This is a genomic window from Acinetobacter nosocomialis NIPH 2119, from assembly GCF_000368085.1.
Lineage (GTDB): Bacteria > Pseudomonadota > Gammaproteobacteria > Pseudomonadales > Moraxellaceae > Acinetobacter > Acinetobacter nosocomialis.
In genome coordinates, this window is sequence record NZ_KB849239.1 from 1,188,506 (window position 1) to 1,207,471 (window position 18,966).

Sequence of the window (18,966 nt, forward strand, 5' to 3'; positions counted from 1 at the left end):
TTTAAATGCTTTAAATGAAATTTCCAAAGATAATTTAAACATCTTATCTCTGGAAATTTAGTATTCATAAGGATAGTTAAAATACTATATATCTTAGATATTTGTTAGATTAACAATCTTAATAACCATATAAATTGCGACAGCAAAAACCATTAAAGCAAAGACTTTTTGTACAATTGACGCTGGAATAAAACGAATAGCTCGGCGTCCTAATAACATACCTGCCATACATGCAAGTGCAAATGCGCTGGTAATGGCAACTGGATAGTGAAAACCCTCTGCAATATGCATCACAATACTTATGCCACTGATGAGAAAAATAATCATAAGTGAGGTTGCAACAATACTATGCATATCCAAATTGGTGACTTTTCTAAGCGCTGGCACAATTACAAATCCACCACCCACCCCTAACATACCAGTTAAAAGCCCAGCAATAATCCCGATGCTGGCAAGCACGCCACCAGTTTTAAAATTCCAGATAAAGCGTCCCGTACTTGGGTTGACCTGACACGGCGGGTTATGAAAATCCGAAACTCGGTTACTAATAAGTCGATAGCCCACTGTAAACATGACTAAACTAAACATTAACATGAGCCAAACTGGTGAAATCGTGTTAGCTATTAAAATACCGATATGTGCCATAGGAGCACCAATTAAGGCAATCCAGATTGCAGCACGATAACGAACTATTTTTTTAAATAAACCTTCAATGGTTCCAATGAGTGTAGATAACGCAACTGCCAATAATCCTATCGGTGCGGCTTGAGCCACGCTCCAGCCTTGACTGGTCATGAGCGCGGGTACGGCGAGAATGCCACCACCAGCACCAGTAAGACCAAGTAAAAAGCCAATCACAATGCCTTCAACGACAAGTAATAACATATTAAAAGCCTAAAATTGCATATACATTGTTTGCAGTAGACTGCTGGTTAATGAGTGAGTAGATCTCGCCTTCTTATGAAGCTTCAACCGCTTCTCAGGACAAAGCGTTGCTTTGTTTATCCTCTTAACTCGAGCACAGCTCTCGTCTTCTTGCGAAGCTTCAACCGCTTCTCAGGATAAAGCGTTGCTTTACTTATCCTCGCTCAGGTTTGACCATCCACTCGCGGCCTTTGAGCATGCCTTGCCAATAAATCGGCGGTAAAATCTGCTCTTTAAGTAGCCAAGCCAAACGAGATGGCTTTTGCCCATCAATCACCCATTTTGGAAAACTTGGGAGTAATTTTCCGCCGTAACCAAACTCAGCCAGAACAATTTTTCCACGCTCTACGGTAAGTGGACATGAGCCATAGCCGTTGTATTCACAGAAGTTCTGCTCCCCCTTGAGCTGCGTTATCACATTCACAGCAACGATCGGAGCTTGTGCCCGTGCCGCAGCAGCAGTTTTGGCATTAGGTGCATTCATCACATCGCCTAAAGCAAAAATATTGGCATATTGTGTGTGTTGTAAGGTTTGAGGATTCACACTCACCCAGCCTGCTTCATCAGTAAGAATACTTGCACGAATAAAATCAGGTGCTTGTTGCGGAGGAACAACATGCAACATGTCGAAATCTGTTTCGACCAATGCTGCATTTTCATCATTCACCACCTTAAACCATGCTTTTTTTGCAGGCCCGTCTACTTTGACAAGTTGATGGTTAAAATGCAGTTCAGAGCCATATTTTTCGACGTATTGCATGAGTGCAGGTACATATTCCTTCACACCAAATAAAACACCGCCTGAGTTATAAAAATGGATAGATATATCTTTAAGATTGCCTTGCTTTAACCAGTAATCAGCTGAAAGGTACATCGCTTTTTGAGGAGCACCAGCACATTTAATGGGCATAGGCGGTTGAGTGAAAATTGCCTTTCCACCGTTTAGCTGTTGCACAAGTTCCCATGTATACGGCGCTAGATCATAACGATAGTTAGACGTCACCCCATTTTTACCTAAGGTTTCGACTAAACCTTCAATGCCATGCCAATTCAGTTTTAAACCGGGACACACGACCAATGCTTTATATTGAATGGGTTGGCATCCTTCCAAAATAACCTGATTATGTTCAGGGTCGAATCCGGCAACTGCTGCTTTCATCCATTTCACTTTTGAAGGAATTACACTTGCCATTGACCGTGCGGTTACTTGTGGCTTAAAAATACCGCCACCGACCATGGTCCAACCCGGTTGATAATAATGTGTGTCTGCCGGATCAATAATGACAATATCTAAATGAGGTTCGCGAGACAGCAAGCTCGATGCTACAGAAATTCCTGCTGCTCCAGCGCCCACAACCACAACGCTATAACAAGGAATTGTGGCTGGTTCATGATCACGTTTTAAAATACGTGGCACTAAGCCTTTTAAGCTAAACCCAAGCTTATTACCCACTTCTACTAGCAGTGCTGCATCTTGTGGAGCAACTTCAGCCAAAGCCCACAAGCTGATTGCACGCATACCAGAACGACAATACGCTAAAACAGGTTTTTGGGCATTCTGATAAAGCTGCTTAAACTCGGTAACTTGTTGATCGCTAATTTTGCCACTGGTAACAGGTTGATAAATTACCTTTAGACTATGTCGCTGAGCTGCTTCTTCAATTTCAATCACATTGGGTTGATCTGCACCTTCTCCATCTGGACGGTTACATATCAGAGTTTTTATTCCTTGGTCTGCAATTTTTGCAATATCGTTGGCAGTAATCTGGCCAGCAACATAAAAATCTTGATTAACTCGTTTAAGTTCCATATTGCTACCTTCTTATGATTGTGAAATTGAGCCGCAAGCCTGATTGGCAGGAAGTGCTTTATCGATTTGTTTTGGATATGGAAGATTTAAATTATTCATTAATTTAATAAAATCTTCACGCGAGCGATTTTGACCTAAACGTGAGTTATTTAAGCGTTCATAACCAATCGTTGAAGATAGACGACCTTTGTAATCGTGTCCCGGATACACAATAGTCTCGTTAGGTAAGCTGAAAAGTTGTTTATGAATACTGTCATAAAGTGTGCCTGCATTACCTTGCTGGAAGTCAGTGCGACCACAGCCATCAATTAATAATGCATCACCAGTGAAAACCATATTTCCAACTAGGTAACTCGTACAAGCATTGGTATGACCTGGTGTATAACGCGCTTCAATACTGAGGTTGCCGACTTTAAGCATGCAACCATCTGTAATTAAAATATCTCCGCAATTTACATCTGAGTTTCGGTGTAAAACCGATTTGCAATGAAAGCGTTCACGAAGTAAATTTGCGGCCGTAATATGATCTGCATGAACATGAGTATCTAAGGTGTAAATGAGCGTAAATTGATGCTGTTCTAATTCTTTTGTGTAAACCTCTATATCTGATGCAACTGGGTCAATTAAAACAGCCTCTCGTGTTTCTTCACATCCAAGCATATATGTATAAGTCGAACTTTCCTGCTCAAAAAACTGCTTAAAGAACATGATTTATACCCTAATAATTTATTTCTTTCCTATATTTTGCAAATAAGATGCCAATTATTTAAAATTAAATAATAAATATAAAAATTAAATACTTATAACATTTAATAAAATTAAAGATAGAAAAAAGGAATCAACTTGATGTTCCTATGAAACTCAAGTATGTTTCAATGAAACGATTGTGAAACAAATAAAATGGCAAAGCTAAATTTTGAGTCAGAACAGGATTTTTATATTTTATTTGAGCAATTAAAAGCTTTATTCTCAAATGCGAGTCTGTTTTTAGCAGACACATCAACTAAAGCAATTCATTATAAGTTTAATACAGATGACATTTCTGTTGAGAGCATGGCAGCGCTTACTCAAGACCATCACAATCAATATCTTGAGATCAATACTCCTAAAATGAGACAGCGATTTATCTATCAAGAACATGATATTTATATTGCCGAGCATCGCATTATCGGGAAACTACATATTTTACAGCCTATTAGCATAGAAAATGATATTGCTATTCAAGTAGAGCTAACAGAACAGTTGCAAGACTTGGCCAAGGTTTTTAATAGCTGCTCACCAGAAATGAGCCGTATGTTTTCAATTATTCAAAGAGTGGCAATTACTGAATTTCCAGTGCTTGTTCGCGGCGAATCTGGTAGTGGCAAAGAGCTTGTGGCAAAAGCAATTCATGATTATAGCCAACGTAAAAATAAAATTTTTGTAGCGATTAATTGTGCTGCTCTCAATGCCAATATTTTAGAAAGTGAACTATTTGGGCATGTGAAAGGTGCTTTTACAGGAGCAATTCGTGACCATAAAGGCGTGTTTGAACGTGCTGCTGGCGGAACGTTGTTTCTAGATGAAATTGCCGAGATTCCTTTAGAGCTTCAGGCTAAATTACTACGGGTTTTAGAAACAGGGGAATTTACTCCTGTCGGTGGTGAAAAACCGATTCAGGCCAATGTCCGAATTATTACCGCAACACATAAAGCTTTGCGCGAAGAGGCAAAAGCTGGGCGTTTCCGCCATGATCTACTCTACCGTTTGCGTGTAATTCCAATTTTTATACCGCCGCTCAGAGAACGAAAAGTCGATATTCCACTGATTGTCGATCAAATTTTAAAAGAAAGCTCAGCCCAACTCGAATCGATGCCTCGCCATATTAATCAAAAAGCCATGCAAGTTTTATTGAACTATGACTGGCCGGGAAATGTTCGTGAACTAAAAAACACTCTGCTTTATGCATTAACCATGGCAAATGGTAAGGTTGAAATTGAAGTCGAAGACTTACCAAATGAGCTTTTGAATGCTGAGGATTACGTTAAATTACCCGAGACAAATACAGAGCTGAGTCCAGAAAATGTGCAAGCCGCTTTAGAAAAATATAACCATAACTTAAATATGGTCGCGAATATTTTTGGAATTAGCCGCACTACTCTTTGGCGATACAGACAAAAGCACAAGCTTTAGCTAGGTATTTAACTCATCTAAGGCGTATCATATTGCAGTTGGTTAGGTCCGTTAGTTCAAAGGCTTTCTATGATTGTTCGCGATAAAAGCAGCGTTTTTAAACTCTTATTTGCATGGAAAGGAACTGTTCTACCCAAGGTTTTACCAGCACTAAGTTTTGTTGTACTTATTTCAGCATGTGTGGTCTGGCTCTCTTATTATCATTGGATTCAAATTCCTACTGTACCCGCGATTGGATTTACTATCTTTGGTGTGATTCTTTCGATTTGTACAGGTTTTCGGAATAATGCCTGTTATGATCGATGGTGGGAAGGTCGCAAACTTTGGGGTGCATTAATTGCCAATGCCAGACATATTGTTAGAGACAGCCATGTTTTATCCAATGAACAACGTGAACATTTAATTCATCAGGTCTTAATTTTTAGCAATTTATTGCGTGATCGCTTACGCCAACAAACCGCCGAACCAACCAAATTTCTTGAACATGCGTATTTAAATAACTCTTCACTTGATTATTTAAATGAGCATATTAATGCACCACAATTTGTACTCGAAAATATTCAAAAAGATTTAGTCAAAGCTCTAAAAGACGGCGAAATTAGTGACATTATCTATAGCACTCTGACACGCCATATTGTTGAGCTAGGCAATATTCAAGCGGGTTGTGACCGTATTGCCGGTACACCTTTACCCTACTCATATTCAGTACTTTTACATCGCGCTGTTTACTGTTTTTGTTTCATATTACCTTTTAGCCTTGAAGCAGCTTTAGGTATTTGGACACCGCTTATTGTGGGTTTAATTGCTTATATGTTTTTAGGGCTAGATGCTTTAAGTGCTCAAATTGAAGAACCTTTTGGTTTACAAGAAAATGATTTACCGCTCGATTCAATTGTTCGCTTAATTGAGCGAGAGTCTTTAAGCTCTTTAGGACAGCCATTACCTCCTATTATTGAAGCCAAAAACAATAATTTACTTTAATAAAAAAGAGCGATGATTCGCTCTTTTTTATAGGCTTAAGTACTTATTTATGGATGTACAATAATCTTAACTGCCGACTCATTGTTATGAATTAAGGTTTCAAAACCTTGTGAAATCAAATCATCAAGTTGAATACGCTGAGTAATAAAAGGTTCCAGATTTATTTTACCTTCTTCAACCAGTTTAATAGTCTCCTGATGGTCATTTACATAGGCAATCGTGCCTCTTACATTAAGCTCTTTCATTACCACACTATGCACATTAATTGATGCTGGATGGCTCCAAATCGAAACAATAACAATAACGCCTGTTGGTTTCATTGCTGCAACCAAAGTATCTAATACCTTGTTAACGCTACTACATTCAAACGCGACATCGACACCATCGCCATTAGTGATTTTCATGACCTCAGAAACAACATCAACTTCTGATGGGTCTAAAATATAATCTGCAACTCCCGACTCTTTGGCTTTTTCTTTACGTTTTGCACTTAGCTCAGTAATGATAACCTTAAGCCCTTTCGCTTTTAAAATTGCCGAAAGTAATAAACCAATTGGGCCAGCTCCGCCAACCAGTGCAATATCACCAGCCTTTGCTCCACTACGTACGAAAGCATGATGACCAACCGATAACGGTTCAATTAAAGCTGCCTGATCCAGTGGAATTTTATTGGAAATTGGATGTACCCAACGGCGTTTAACTGCAATTTTCTCCGACAAACCACCACCACGGCCACCTAAACCAATAAAGTTCATATTTTTAGAAAGATGATAATTATCGCCCGGTCCAGTTGGTACATCATCAGCCACAATATAAGGCTCCACGACAACATGTTGACCAATTTCAATATCATCAATACCTTCACCTACGGCATAAACCACACCTGAAAATTCATGTCCCATGGTAATCGGCGCAGATTCGCCTGAAATAGGATGCGGATGTCCGCACGGTGGAATAAAAATTGGTCCTTCCATAAATTCGTGCAAATCTGTACCACAAATTCCACACCAAGCTACCTTAATGCCTACAGTGCCGGGAGTGACTTCTGGTTCAGGGATATCTTCAATACGGATATCGCCTCTGTCATAAAAACGCGCTGCTTTCATTATTATCTCCCTCAAATCAGGATGTTGTTTTAGCGATAGACAATTCCGCCGTCCGTTAAAATGGATTGACCCGTAATATAGTCCGAATCTTCACTTGCCAGAAAAGCAACTAATGCAGCTACATCGTCTGGTGTTTGGGCTCTACCTAAAGCAATGCCTTCCACATACTTTTTATAAGTTTCACCAATTGCGGCACCGGTAATTTCAGCAAAACGTTTATCAATTTCAACCCACATGTCAGTTCCGACAATTCCGGGGCAATATCCATTTACCGTAATACCGTGACTGGCATATTCTTTTGCCGCGGCTTGGGTAAGTGCTCGTACCGCAAATTTAGTTGCCGAGTAAATACCGAGTAAAGCAAACCCGTCGTGGCCTGCAATTGAGCAAGCATTAATGATTTTACCTTTATGTTGCCGCTGCTTAAATTTTGTAGCAGCAGCCTGTATGCCCCACAGCACTCCACCAATATTAATATCAACAATTTTTTGAAATTCGTCAGGTGTGACATCAGCAATCGCTTGGACTTGTGCAATTCCAGCGTTATTAATCATGACATCAAACCCACCAAGAGTCTGCTCAGCATGATTTATAGCGGCATACACTTGCTCGCGGTCACTTACATCAGCAATAAATGTGCTCGCATTTACATCTAAAGCCTGAATTTCCTGCTGCACATCGTTTAGTCGATCTTGTTTCATATCCACTAATGCAATATGTGCCCCTTCTTGCGCCAAGCGCAGGGCAATCCCACGGCCAATGCCTTGAGCTGCCCCAGTTACTAAAGCGACTTTATTTTTTAATCCCTTAACCATGTTCAACTCCTGTAAATATAGAATTTCTACATATGAATCGCTCGTTGCATTGAAGCCAAAATGGATTCATGCATGGCTTCTGATAATGTTGGATGCGGGAAAATCACTTGAGCTAAACTTTCATCAGTTGCTTCTAGGTATTTGGCAATCGCAAATCCTTGGATATGTTCGGTCACTTCATGGCCGACCATATGTGCACCAAGTAATTCACCCGTCTCTGCATGTACCACCGTTTTAACGAAACCTGACGCATCTCCAATTGCCAAAGCTTTGCCATTTGCAGTTAAAGAAAATTTGCCGATTCGTACAGGTAAGTTCTGAGCTTTTGCTACATTTTCTGTTAAACCAATGCTCGCTACTTGTGGATGAGTAAAAATACAACCCGGAATCTGGCTACGATCGAGTGAATGGACGTTTGCTACACCAGCAATTTTCTCGACACATATCATGGCTTCATGGCTTGCTTTATGGGCAAGACACGGTGCTCCAGCAACATCACCAATGGCATAAAGTCCTGCTACGTTGGTTTTACAATAGTCATCAATTGCCACAAAACCTTGTGGATTGAGTTCTACACCTAAACGTTCTAGTCCTAGCCCCGTGGTATTCGGCTGTACACCAATTGCCGAAAGTACACGCTCAAAAACAAGCGTTTGAACATCATTTGCCGTTTCAACTACACAGTGAACTTGACCATTTTCAATTTGAATACTTTGAACGACAGCATCGGTTAAGACTTTCATTCCTTTTTGTTCAAATTGTTTTCTGACAAATTGGGCAACTTCTGCATCTTCGGTTGGTAAAATCTGCTTGGCTAAATCAATAAGGGTGACCTGACATCCCAAATCTTGATAAAGGCTAGCAAACTCACTACCAATCGCACCTGAGCCAACAACCAGTAAACTTTTCGGTAACTGCTCTGGAACCAGTGCTTCTTTATAGCTCCACACATACGTTCCATCGACAGGAAGTTGAGGAACATGTCGAGCTTTAGCTCCAGTTGCCAAAATAATATGCGGTGCACTTAAAGCCTGACTGTTCCCTTGAGCATCGGTCACTTCAATTTTTTCTTTTGCCGTAAGCTGAGCACGACCTTTAAACACAGTCACCTGATTCTTTTTAAGCAAGTAATCGATGCCTTGTACTAATTGAGCTGACACTTGTCGGCTATGTTGCACAAGCTTTTGAATATCAAAATCGAGTTGGGATAACTGAAAACCAAACTGTCCGGCATGTTTAAACTGGGTTGCGAGCTCTGCCCCTGCAAGCAAAGCTTTGGTTGGAATACAGCCCCAATTTAGACAAATTCCGCCTAAATGTTGCTCTTCTACAATTGCGGTTTTTAACCCGAGCTGGGCTGCACGAATTGCAGCCACATACCCACCCGGTCCCGCGCCAATCACAATTAAATCAAATTGAGCTTCTGACATGCGGGTTCTCCTACACCAAAATTAAAGCAGGGTTTTCAACAAACTGCTTAAAGCTGGCCAAGAATTTTGCCCCAACTGCGCCATCAATGACTCGGTGATCGCATGACAACGTTGCTGTGACAATCTCACGAACCACTACATTGCCATTTTCAACAACAGCGCGAGATTCAGAAGCACCTAATGCCATAATTGCACCTTGCGGTGGATTAATAATGGCGTCGAACTGTTTAACGCCTAACATTCCTAAATTTGAAATGCTAAAGCTACCTCCCTGAAACTCATCAGGTTGTAACTTGCCAGTCTTGGCACGCGTTGCCAAATCACGCATGTCATCGGAAATCTGTGCTAAAGACTTCTGATTCGCAGCTTTCACAATTGGTGTAATTAAACCATTTGGAATTGCTACGGCCACCGAAATATCCGCTTGAGAGAACTGTAAAATTGATTGAGTCGCCTCATCAAATTGAACATTCACCTCAGGTACTTTAATCAGTGCCGCCGCCGCTGCCTTAATTAGCATGTCATTAATCGAAAGTTTCACTTGTGGAACAGTCTCATTAATCTGCTTACGTAGTTTTTGCAAAGCCTCTACGTTAAGATCGACCACTAAGCGGAAATGCGGTGCGTTACGTTTTGCAGCCTGTAAGCGTGAAGCAATTGCTTTCCGCATCCCATTCATCGCCACAGTAGTAATGGTCGATTGTGGTTGAGCTACACATTGCACAGGTTGTTCATTTACCGATGTTGGGTTATTGCGATAGTAAACTGCCTCAACATCTTCTTTACAGACACGGCCACGAGTACCTGAAACACGGCAATCATTTAGGTTAATGCCCCATTGTTTTGCTAAACGGCGTGCTACAGGTGTCGCTAAAACTTGGCTATCATCGGCCGTAGATTTAACCACTTTAGCTTGAGTTTGCTGCTTAACATCAGGCCATTGACCACCAGCAGCCTGTACAGCCTTCTGGATGTCTTGAACACTAATACGTCCTTCACGACCAGAACCTGTGACTTTTGCCAAGTTTACATTGTGTTTTTCTGCAAGCTTCAAGGCATGCGGCGTTGCAAACAACTCATTAGATGTTTGATAACCTTGTAATGACTCTGGTACAGCGTAGTCATCTTTCGCTACCTTTGCAGGAGCTGAAGCACTAGCTGCTACAGTCTGTGGTTGTTCTGCTTTTTCAGCAACAGGTACAGATGTTTCCGCTTTATTTTGCTCCGAAGGTGCTTGAGCTGCTGACCCCCCTAGTGATGCGATAAACTTTTCAATTTCTGCATCAGAAACTTGGCTTTCAGCACATACGGCAATAAGACCACCAACAGGTAAAGTATCACCATCTTTCGCTAAAATTTTACGGAACGTTCCAGCAAAAGGCGCTTCTAACACATTGACGATTTTTGTGGTTTCAATTTCACAAATTTCATCGCCTTTATTAAAGCTATCACCCTCTTTAATCAACCATTGGGCGATCGTGCCTTCTTCCATGGATAATCCCCATTTTGGGATCTCTAGCGTTTTAATTTCGCTCATCCTAAGCCTCCAATGTTTTTCGCACAGCTTGCTCAATACGCTCTACACTTGGAATCCATTCTTTTTCTAAAACTGGAGAGAATGGAACAGGCGTATGTGGTGGCGTTACGAGTTCAACAGGTGCTTTCAAATAGTGGAAACCTTTTTGGGCGATCAGGGCAGCCACATCATGACCAAAGCCACAGCGTGCTGCTGATTCATCCACAATAACCACACGCCCAGTCGATGCAACAGACTCTAAAATTCCTTCTTCATCTAGAGGTGAAATTGTTCGAGGGTCGACCACTTCAACCGAAATGCCATCTTTTGCCAGTTTGTCTGCTACTTCATTAGCACGGTGTACCATCAGGCCTAAAGCAATAATGGTCACGTCTGTCCCTTCACGGGTGTAATTTGCCACACCAAAAGGAATAGTATAGGCATCATCTGGAACTTCGCCTTTAATGTCATAGAGCATTTTATGTTCACAGAAAACTACAGGGTCGTCATCACGAATAGCCTGAATTAACAGCCCTTTCACATCATATGGGCTAGATGGAACTACAACTTTTAAGCCCGGAACCGCAGCAAATACGTTATAAGGTGACTGAGAATGCTGAGCTGCTGCAGAAAAACCTGCGCCGATCATGCCACGTACAACCATTGGTGCTTTTGCTTTTCCACCGAACATATAACGGAATTTAGCGGCTTGGTTATAGAGCATGTCATGACACACGCCATAGAAATCCATAAACATTAAATCGGCAACAGGACGTAAACCTGTTGCTGCAGCACCAGCAGCCATACCGATAATTGCAGACTCGGTAATTGGCGTATCAATAACACGTTCCGAACCAAATTCTGTCCATAAGCCTTTGGTTACGCCCAATACACCACCGAAACCTTCTAACTGATTTTCTTCAGTATTTTTACCGCCGTGCCCACCGCGAACATCTTCACCAACAACAAATACGGTTGGATCACGGCGCATTTCTGATTCAATGGCTTCTTTAATTGCATTACGAAAACTTTTATTTGGCATCTTTACTATTCCTTTAGTAAGAGACATAGACGTCAGTAAGGAGTTGTTCTGGTTTCGGATATGCCGCAGCACGGGCTTTAGCAACGGCATCATCAACATTTGCCTTTGAAGCTGCATCAATCTCGTCTAGTTTGGCTTCATCAATTTTGCCTTTGACTTTCTCACGGAAAATTTTCAAAGGATCTTTATTTTCTTTAATGAACTCGACTTCTTCTTTAGAACGAATCAAGCCAGGATCACCTTCGAAGTGGCCATAAAAACGGTTTGTGATGGTTTCAATCACGCTTGGACCTTCACCACGGCGCGCGCGTTCAATGGCAGTTTGAGCGGCTTCATAGACAGCAAAGAAGTCTGTACCGTCAACTTTAACTGCCGGTAAACCAAAGCCTGCTGCACGGCCAGCAATGTCTTTGCTTCCTACCGCGTAATCATGACCAGTACCTTCGCCAAAACCGTTATTTTCAAAAACGAAAATTACTGGAAGTTTAAGAACAACAGCCATGTTCATCGCTTCAAAAGTAAGGCCTTGGTTTGAGCCGCCGTCACCTGTAAAAGACAGTCCGACGCCACCAGTCTTTAAGGTTTTTGCTGTCAAAGCTGCACCAATTGCTAAAGGAGGTCCACCACCCACAATTCCGTTGGCACCGAGCATACCTTTATCTAAGTCGGCAATATGCATAGAACCGCCTTTTCCACGGCACAGCCCGTCATCTTTACCGAAAATTTCCAGCATCATGGCGTGAATGTCGCATCCTTTTGCAATACAGTGTCCATGTCCACGGTGTGTTGAAGTGATATAGTCTTTGTCGGTTAAGTTTTCGCAAATCCCGACTGCTACAGCTTCTTCTCCGCTATATAAGTGAATAAAGCCTGGAATATCACCATTGGTATTTTCTTCATGAAGTCGATCTTCAAATTCACGAATATCACGCATGCGCTTATATGCTGCGAGTAATTGCTCTTCCGTTAATTGCATATCCTTTTCCTTTATTATCTTGATTATTTAAAATCAACCAAGTTTCAGCGAGAGTTATATATTTCGCTATAAATAATAAAGCTCAATTTAATTTAATATGCTATTAGACTAAAAAGTTTTAAATGATTTTTTTAGCTATTATTTTTTATTTTTCACAAACTTAACTAGCGAAAATAAAATTAAAAAATTTTAATTCATTTCATATGTTTATAAAACAAACCTTTAACCAACCTTTATTAATTTATAATATTTGCTGTGCATTATACGCATTAATAAATTCTTTATTTTTTTGTTTATATAAATAAGGTTTTTATTATAAACAGTCTAGTTAAAAATTAATTTAATATAAAATGGAATTTTATATATGGACTTAAAAAGGCAAATAGAAACAGGTATTAAATTAAGAGGAATAGATAAAGTTTCTCGTATTCCTATTAAAATTTTACCTACCGAAGAATTACCTAAAAAACCTGAATGGATTCGAGCAAAAGTAACTGATTTCGAAGAAATTCAACGTATCAAAAATTTATTACGCCAACAACAACTACATAGTGTTTGCGAAGAAGCCGCATGTCCAAATCTACCTGAATGTTTTGGTGGTGGTACGGCAACCTTTATGATTATGGGAGACATTTGTACAAGACGTTGTCCTTTCTGCGATGTAGCACATGGTCGTCCAATGCCTTTAGATGAAAATGAACCTAAACATCTAGCTGAGACGGTCGCTAATCTAAACTTAAAATATGTAGTCATTACCTCTGTAGACCGTGATGATCTACACGATGGTGGCGCAGCACATTTTGTGAAGTGTATTGAAGAAATCAGAAACCGTTGTCCAGACACGCTAATTGAAATTTTAGTTCCAGACTTTCGTGGCCGTTTAGAAACAGCACTCTCTACATTAAGCTTATCACCACCCGATGTGTTTAATCATAATATTGAGACAGTGCCACGTTTATATAAAGCGATGCGTCCCGGTTCGGACTATCAGCATTCACTAAATTTATTAAAACGTTTTAAAAAATACTGTCCAGATATCAAAACTAAATGCGGCCTAATGGTAGGGTTAGGAGAAATTGAAGCTGAGGTTATTGCTCTACTCAATGATTTAAAAGATCATGATGTAGATTTAGTGACTATTGGACAATATTTACAGCCCTCTAAATCACATGCCCCTATTCACCGGTTTGTGAATTTACAAGAATTTGAAAGATACACACAGCATGGTAAGCGTTTAGGCTTTAAAAATATCTGGAGTGCACCAATGGTCCGTTCTAGCTATTTTGCCGATCGGCAATATTTCGGTGAACCTGCACCAAAGCCATTTTCAAGAGAGGACGTTTTGTCATAGGACGAGGCGAAATAACAAAACTTACCCAATAGGATAATAGTCAAACTGTTTAAAATTATTTAAGGTAAATGAAATAACGAGGAAATAGTCACAATAAGAAAGCTAAACCTGTTGAGCGGCCACGGATACGCCATTTCAACGATAAAGGAACTTCGATATGGATATGTCAAAACAATTATTATTGCCTTCTACAGATAACCTTCCGTCTTTCTTTAGACCGGAAACAATCTCAGAAACACCTTGTTTAGGAAAAAAGCCGTCACTCGATCTAGATGCGGCTCCTATATTTGATCTAGATCAGGAATGGCAACATTCCTTATTTGGTCGTTCAATCCAAGAGTGCCATAGAAATTTGATGCATATTGCTGAAGATGCAGATATGGCAATTGGGGTGACTGACCCTCATGGTACTTTACTCTGGACATGGAGTAGTACACCTATGCGTTCATCTGCTGAACAAGTTCATTTTGTTGAAGGTGGACAATGGTCAACTCAAGCAGTGGGTCAAAATGCAATTGGTCTTGCCCTAAATACACATTCAGCAAGCTGTGTTTATTCACATGAAAACCAGATGAACAGTGTTAGAGACTGGGTATGTTATGCAGCGCCTATCACCGATGCAAACACAGGTCAGTTTTATGGCATTATGAACTTATCAACTAAATATCAAAAGCATAACTCACTGGGAATTTTAGCGGTTGAACGCTGTGCTGATATTGTAAAACAAGCCATTCAACTTCATCAAAAGAACATTTTATATATTAAGGCGCTAGGCACACCTAAAATTCAATATAACCAACATGGTTTAACACTCACGCAGCGCCAAATCGAAATTTTATGTATCCTTGCTTTATGCCCGGAAGGCATAAACCTAGAAGAGCTTCACTATGCTTTATATGGCGATCGGCCAGTGAGTACCACTACACTAAAAGCTGAACTTTCACAGCTTCGAAACCTGATTCCCGATGTTATCGAGTCACGACCATATAGACTTAACTGTGAAATTCAATGTGACTTTCTTATGGCTGAGCAAGCATTAAACTTAGGTTTTACTGCCACCACTTTAACACTGTATAGAGGTAGTTTTTTAGCCAAATCAGAAAGCCCATTTTTGTGTGCTTGGAGAGATTGCTTTGATGCCCGCTTGAGTCATGTTATCTATCAAATTGATGATGTAGACCAACTATTACGTGTGGTTAGCCGCGTTCCTGACCGTGTAGATGCCGTTGAACGCTTACTTGAGCTTCTGCCTGAAGAAACGCCTTATCGGACAAAGCTCTTAAAATTGCTTGAATAAAATAAAAGGGAGAAGATCTAACAATATTCTCCCTCTTTTAAATGAAATTAAGCCGAGGCTTGAAGCTGTACCCTATAGCAATCATCTAAAGCTAGTTCATAATAACGTAACCCTTCTTCAGCAGCATGAAATGCTTTTTGCTGCCAATCAGGTCGATCATTCGACAACCGCTTAATCAACTCCATGGCTTCATAAGGATGTAAATCATCATAATGAGCATGAGCACGTAACCATGCTAAAGAGCGTTTATCAATAGTGACCTCAGGATGATCTGTATAAGCGTGAATACCTTTATAAACTTGAATAGACCAATCACCTGTCGCCCATTCAATTGCCAAATTGGTCGCAGCCAAACATTCAGCCAAGTTACCGCGATGACTCATATTCCATAAAAAGTGATTCACAGCATTCATTGCAGCTGGGGGGCGCACGCTATCAAGCTGTTCTACAGTTAATCCAAAACCTTTAGCCCAATCACGATACCACTGTAGATGACGCTCTTCGACCTTAATATTTTGAATTAACCAGTCTCGTGTTTCTGTTACACCTGGTTCTGCAAAAGCAGTTGCTTTAGCTAACGCACCAGCCATATATGACGGGAAATGCGCTACCAATGGATAGAAATTAAGTAAAGCATAACGGAAACTTTCTAGGCTCAATCCCCCATTGGCCATTTCAGTAAAAAACGGATGTTTACTCACCCGTTCCTTCACTGGTAAAAGATCCTCCCAAAACCGCTGAGACCATCCATTATGCGGCGTAATTTCTAAACTCATTCCATATTGATTTAGAGCAGTCATTGCTAATTTTCCTATTTATATGACAGCAATCATCTGTACTTCACGGCTATAAGTCTATCCGAAAATGATAAAGATACAATCTTTAATCGACCATTTGTAATTTTTTCTCAAAGGTTTTGAATCTTTAGATAATTGTGACGCTAATCATTGAAATGTCGTGATTTTTATCACAATAAGGGCCTATAAAAATCATTACTTTTTTAAAAAATCTGTATTATTATTTTGAATAAACCACACATTATATAACCAATACTTTTAGATGGAACTTTAATAAAACAAGTCGCATTTTATGCCAACTTCCAATATAGAGAGCATTAATTATGAAGTTGCAAGGTTCCAATATATTGGGACAGGAACAAATAGATTTATTAACCACACGCGGATTGAATTTCGTATGGTTTCCAAAGCAACTTGAAACGATCTATCGTTTTCAATATCAAAATGGTGCAGCCTATGAGTTTCGCTATAGAGCACCTATTATTTTAATATTATATTTATTTTTAAGCTTTGGTATATACCAAGTTTTACCAACCGACCAAGTTTTATCCTGGTTAAGCTATTATTCTTGGGTAGGCATAATTGTTTTAATCGCATGGATTTTATCATTTATTAAAAAATTAAATCAGTGGTTTGATTATTATGTCGGAATTGGATCTGCTGCTGCAGTTGCCATAACATTTATTTTAATTAACGTTTTAGAAAATGGCCAAGATAATGTTCTTTTTCATGCAGCAATGATGTATGCCATTGTGATTATCTACGGTGCAGTAGGTATGCGCTTTTATACTGCCATTATTGCAGGATGGGTCGGTGGCCTTGTTGGTATTTTAGTCAGTACTTATGTAAAAGGCGATATAGATTGGACGTTTTTGAACCGCACATATACGTTTAGTAGTTTCTTAGGAATGACGCTTGCCTACGCTACAGACCGTCAACACCGGGAAAACTATTTACAAAACTGTATGATTGAACTCAACCGTATTGAACTCATGCAACAAGCGCAGCAGTTGTCTTTGCTTTCACAACAAGATGCTTTAACCGGACTTGCTAACCGACGTTATCTTGATGAAACACTTGATAATGAGTGGCGTCGTGCACTACGCCATGAAACACCACTTACTATTATGATGGTTGATATTGATTTCTTTAAACCCTATAACGATACATTAGGACATCTTAAAGGCGATCAGTGTTTAAAAGATATTGCGACTGCTATTTCTTCAATTGCTGCTCGTAGTGGAGATTTAGTTGCTCGCTATGGCGGCGAAGAGTTCTTGCTGCTCTTCCCTATGACGAATGCACAACAAGCTCAAATTCAAGTCGAAAGATTAATGAATGCAATTAAAAAAATCGCCATTGTTCATCCATGTAGCAGTGTTTCACCATACGTAACCATTAGTGCGGGTGTGGCAACAACAATTCCACGTTTAAATGATTCAATTTCTGCTTTTGTTAGTCGTGCTGATCATGCGCTCTATCAGGCAAAAACAAATGGCCGTAATCAGTATCAAATTGCTGTAAATCAAGAACAAATCGTAGATTTAACCTAATAATTAGTTAAAAGATATATATTTAATTAAAAAATTGCTCTCAATAAAAAAGCCACATACTTTAAATTATGTGGCTTTTTTTAGTTAACGAGAGCTAGAACTATGGTTCAATTGGTGCAAATGGAGGAACAACATCCGCGTTTTGAGCACGATGACGTAAAAAATGATCCATTAGCACAATTGCTAACATTGCTTCCGCAATCGGAGTTGCTCGAACACCCACGCACGGATCATGACGGCCCTTAGTCAACACATCGGTATCTTCACGGTTTAAATTAATGGTTTTACCTGGAGTGGTGATACTTGCAGTCGGTTTTAGTGCAATTGCTACACGAATGGTTTGACCACTTGAAATACCACCTAAAATACCACCTGCATGATTCGCTAGAAAGCCATGACTAGTCAATTCGTCACGTGTTTCATGTCCGAACTGTCCCGCTACAGCAAAACCATCGCCGATTTCAACGCCTTTAACTGCATTAATACTCATCATTGCATGTGCAATATCAGCGTCTAAACGGTCAAAAACAGGCTCGCCCCAACCTACAGGAACTTTCTCAGCTAAAATTTCTAACTTGGCGCCACAGCTTGTACCTTGTTCACGTAAAGACGTAACCAATGCTTCAAAACGAGGAACAGCATCTACATCGCCACAGAAAAAAGGATTATTTGGAACTTCATTCCAATCTAACTTTTCAGCAACTTCGTTACCAATTTGAGTGACATGACCACGAATCAAGACACCAAATTTTTCTGCTAAATATTTCTTTGCAATAGCACCCGCTGCAACACGCATAGCAGTTTCACGAGCACTTGAACGACCACCACCACGATAATCACGGAAACCATACTTTTGCGTATAAGTGTAATCTGCATGACCCGGTCTAAAAGTTTGCGCAATATTTCCATAATCTTTCGATTTTTGGTCAGTATTACGAATAAGCAAACCGATTGGTGTACCAGTCGTCTTACCTTCAAATACACCTGAAATGATTTCAACCTGATCAGGCTCTTTACGCTGAGTCGCAAATTTTGATGTACCCGGCTTACGACGGTCCAAATCTATTTGCAAATCTTCTTCGGTTAATGCAAGACCTGGCGGCACGCCATCAACAATTGCCATTAAACCAACCCCATGCGATTCACCGCATGTAGTCACACGAAAGAGTTGTCCAATAGTGTTCCCTGCCATACGT

General features: G+C 40.1%; 16 protein-coding genes. 5 read left to right on the top strand and 11 right to left on the bottom strand.

Annotated elements, in window-relative coordinates:
- Nucleotides 1-93: 93 nt before the first annotated feature.
- From F984_RS09570 to F984_RS09580, 3 genes are all read right to left on the bottom strand, one after another.
- Entirely contained in the window at nt 94-885 is a 792-nt protein-coding gene (locus F984_RS09570; RefSeq protein ID WP_004708887.1) for a sulfite exporter TauE/SafE family protein, read from the bottom strand.
- Between the two features lie 193 nt (nt 886-1,078).
- A complete protein-coding gene (locus F984_RS09575; protein WP_004708889.1) occupies nt 1,079-2,734 on the bottom strand; it encodes a bifunctional protein tyrosine phosphatase family protein/NAD(P)/FAD-dependent oxidoreductase in 1,656 nt (551 codons plus the stop codon).
- Nucleotides 2,735-2,746: 12 nt separating this feature from the next.
- Nucleotides 2,747-3,442 carry an MBL fold metallo-hydrolase gene (locus tag F984_RS09580; RefSeq protein WP_004708891.1) on the bottom strand — a complete coding sequence of 232 codons (696 nt, stop codon included), beginning with the start codon at nt 3,440-3,442 and terminating at the stop codon, nt 2,747-2,749.
- A 192-nt stretch (nt 3,443-3,634) separates the two neighbouring features.
- On the opposite strand from F984_RS09580, the gene F984_RS09585 reads away from it, so the two are divergent.
- Together F984_RS09585 and F984_RS09590 are read left to right on the top strand one after the other, a co-directional pair.
- Nucleotides 3,635-4,906, top strand: a complete 1,272-nt coding sequence (locus F984_RS09585) for a sigma-54 interaction domain-containing protein (protein WP_004708893.1) — start codon at nt 3,635-3,637, stop codon at nt 4,904-4,906.
- 69 nt (nt 4,907-4,975) lie between these two features.
- The gene (locus tag F984_RS09590; protein ID WP_004708896.1) at nt 4,976-5,887 is read left to right on the top strand and encodes a bestrophin family protein; all 912 of its coding nucleotides are present in this window, start codon (nt 4,976-4,978) and stop codon (nt 5,885-5,887) included.
- A 47-nt stretch (nt 5,888-5,934) separates the two neighbouring features.
- On the opposite strand, the gene F984_RS09595 is transcribed toward F984_RS09590, so the two are convergent.
- Genes F984_RS09595 through F984_RS09620 form a run of 6 tightly spaced genes read right to left on the bottom strand, consistent with a single transcriptional unit; the run spans nt 5,935 to nt 12,772 of the window.
- Nucleotides 5,935-6,993 carry a 2,3-butanediol dehydrogenase gene (locus F984_RS09595; protein ID WP_004708898.1) on the bottom strand — a complete coding sequence of 353 codons (1,059 nt, stop codon included), beginning with the start codon at nt 6,991-6,993 and terminating at the stop codon, nt 5,935-5,937.
- A gap of 29 nt (nt 6,994-7,022) precedes the next feature.
- Entirely contained in the window at nt 7,023-7,808 is a 786-nt protein-coding gene (locus F984_RS09600; protein WP_004708900.1) for an acetoin reductase, read from the bottom strand.
- 26 nt (nt 7,809-7,834) lie between these two features.
- Entirely contained in the window at nt 7,835-9,238 is a 1,404-nt protein-coding gene (gene lpdA, locus F984_RS09605; protein ID WP_004708902.1) for a dihydrolipoyl dehydrogenase, read from the bottom strand.
- A gap of 10 nt (nt 9,239-9,248) precedes the next feature.
- A complete protein-coding gene (locus F984_RS09610; RefSeq protein WP_004708904.1) occupies nt 9,249-10,775 on the bottom strand; it encodes a 2-oxo acid dehydrogenase subunit E2 in 1,527 nt (508 codons plus the stop codon).
- A gap of 1 nt (nt 10,776) precedes the next feature.
- Nucleotides 10,777-11,796 carry an alpha-ketoacid dehydrogenase subunit beta gene (locus F984_RS09615; protein WP_001133053.1) on the bottom strand — a complete coding sequence of 340 codons (1,020 nt, stop codon included), beginning with the start codon at nt 11,794-11,796 and terminating at the stop codon, nt 10,777-10,779.
- A 13-nt stretch (nt 11,797-11,809) separates the two neighbouring features.
- Nucleotides 11,810-12,772, bottom strand: a complete 963-nt coding sequence (locus F984_RS09620) for a thiamine pyrophosphate-dependent dehydrogenase E1 component subunit alpha (protein WP_001177517.1) — start codon at nt 12,770-12,772, stop codon at nt 11,810-11,812.
- Nucleotides 12,773-13,136: 364 nt separating this feature from the next.
- Here F984_RS09620 and lipA point away from each other — a divergent pair, with 364 nt between their 5' ends.
- Both lipA and F984_RS09630 read left to right on the top strand, forming a co-directional pair.
- Nucleotides 13,137-14,123, top strand: a complete 987-nt coding sequence (gene lipA / locus F984_RS09625; RefSeq protein WP_004708906.1) for a lipoyl synthase — start codon at nt 13,137-13,139, stop codon at nt 14,121-14,123.
- Between the two features lie 157 nt (nt 14,124-14,280).
- Nucleotides 14,281-15,420, top strand: coding sequence for a helix-turn-helix domain-containing protein (locus F984_RS09630; protein ID WP_004708908.1), 1,140 nt, complete (start codon nt 14,281-14,283; stop codon nt 15,418-15,420).
- A gap of 47 nt (nt 15,421-15,467) precedes the next feature.
- On the opposite strand, the gene F984_RS09635 is transcribed toward F984_RS09630, so the two are convergent.
- Complete coding sequence (locus F984_RS09635) at nt 15,468-16,220, bottom strand: iron-containing redox enzyme family protein (protein ID WP_004708909.1); 753 nt, start codon at nt 16,218-16,220, stop codon at nt 15,468-15,470.
- 320 nt (nt 16,221-16,540) lie between these two features.
- Between F984_RS09635 and F984_RS09640 the strand changes: the two genes are divergently transcribed.
- Nucleotides 16,541-17,770: a GGDEF domain-containing protein gene (locus F984_RS09640; protein ID WP_002050016.1), complete on the top strand. Its 1,230-nt coding sequence runs from the start codon at nt 16,541-16,543 to the stop codon at nt 17,768-17,770.
- A 100-nt stretch (nt 17,771-17,870) separates the two neighbouring features.
- Here F984_RS09640 and aroC read toward each other — a convergent pair whose 3' ends face one another.
- The gene (gene aroC, locus F984_RS09645) at nt 17,871-18,962 is read right to left on the bottom strand and encodes a chorismate synthase (RefSeq protein WP_004708911.1); all 1,092 of its coding nucleotides are present in this window, start codon (nt 18,960-18,962) and stop codon (nt 17,871-17,873) included.
- Nucleotides 18,963-18,966: the final 4 nt, after the last annotated feature.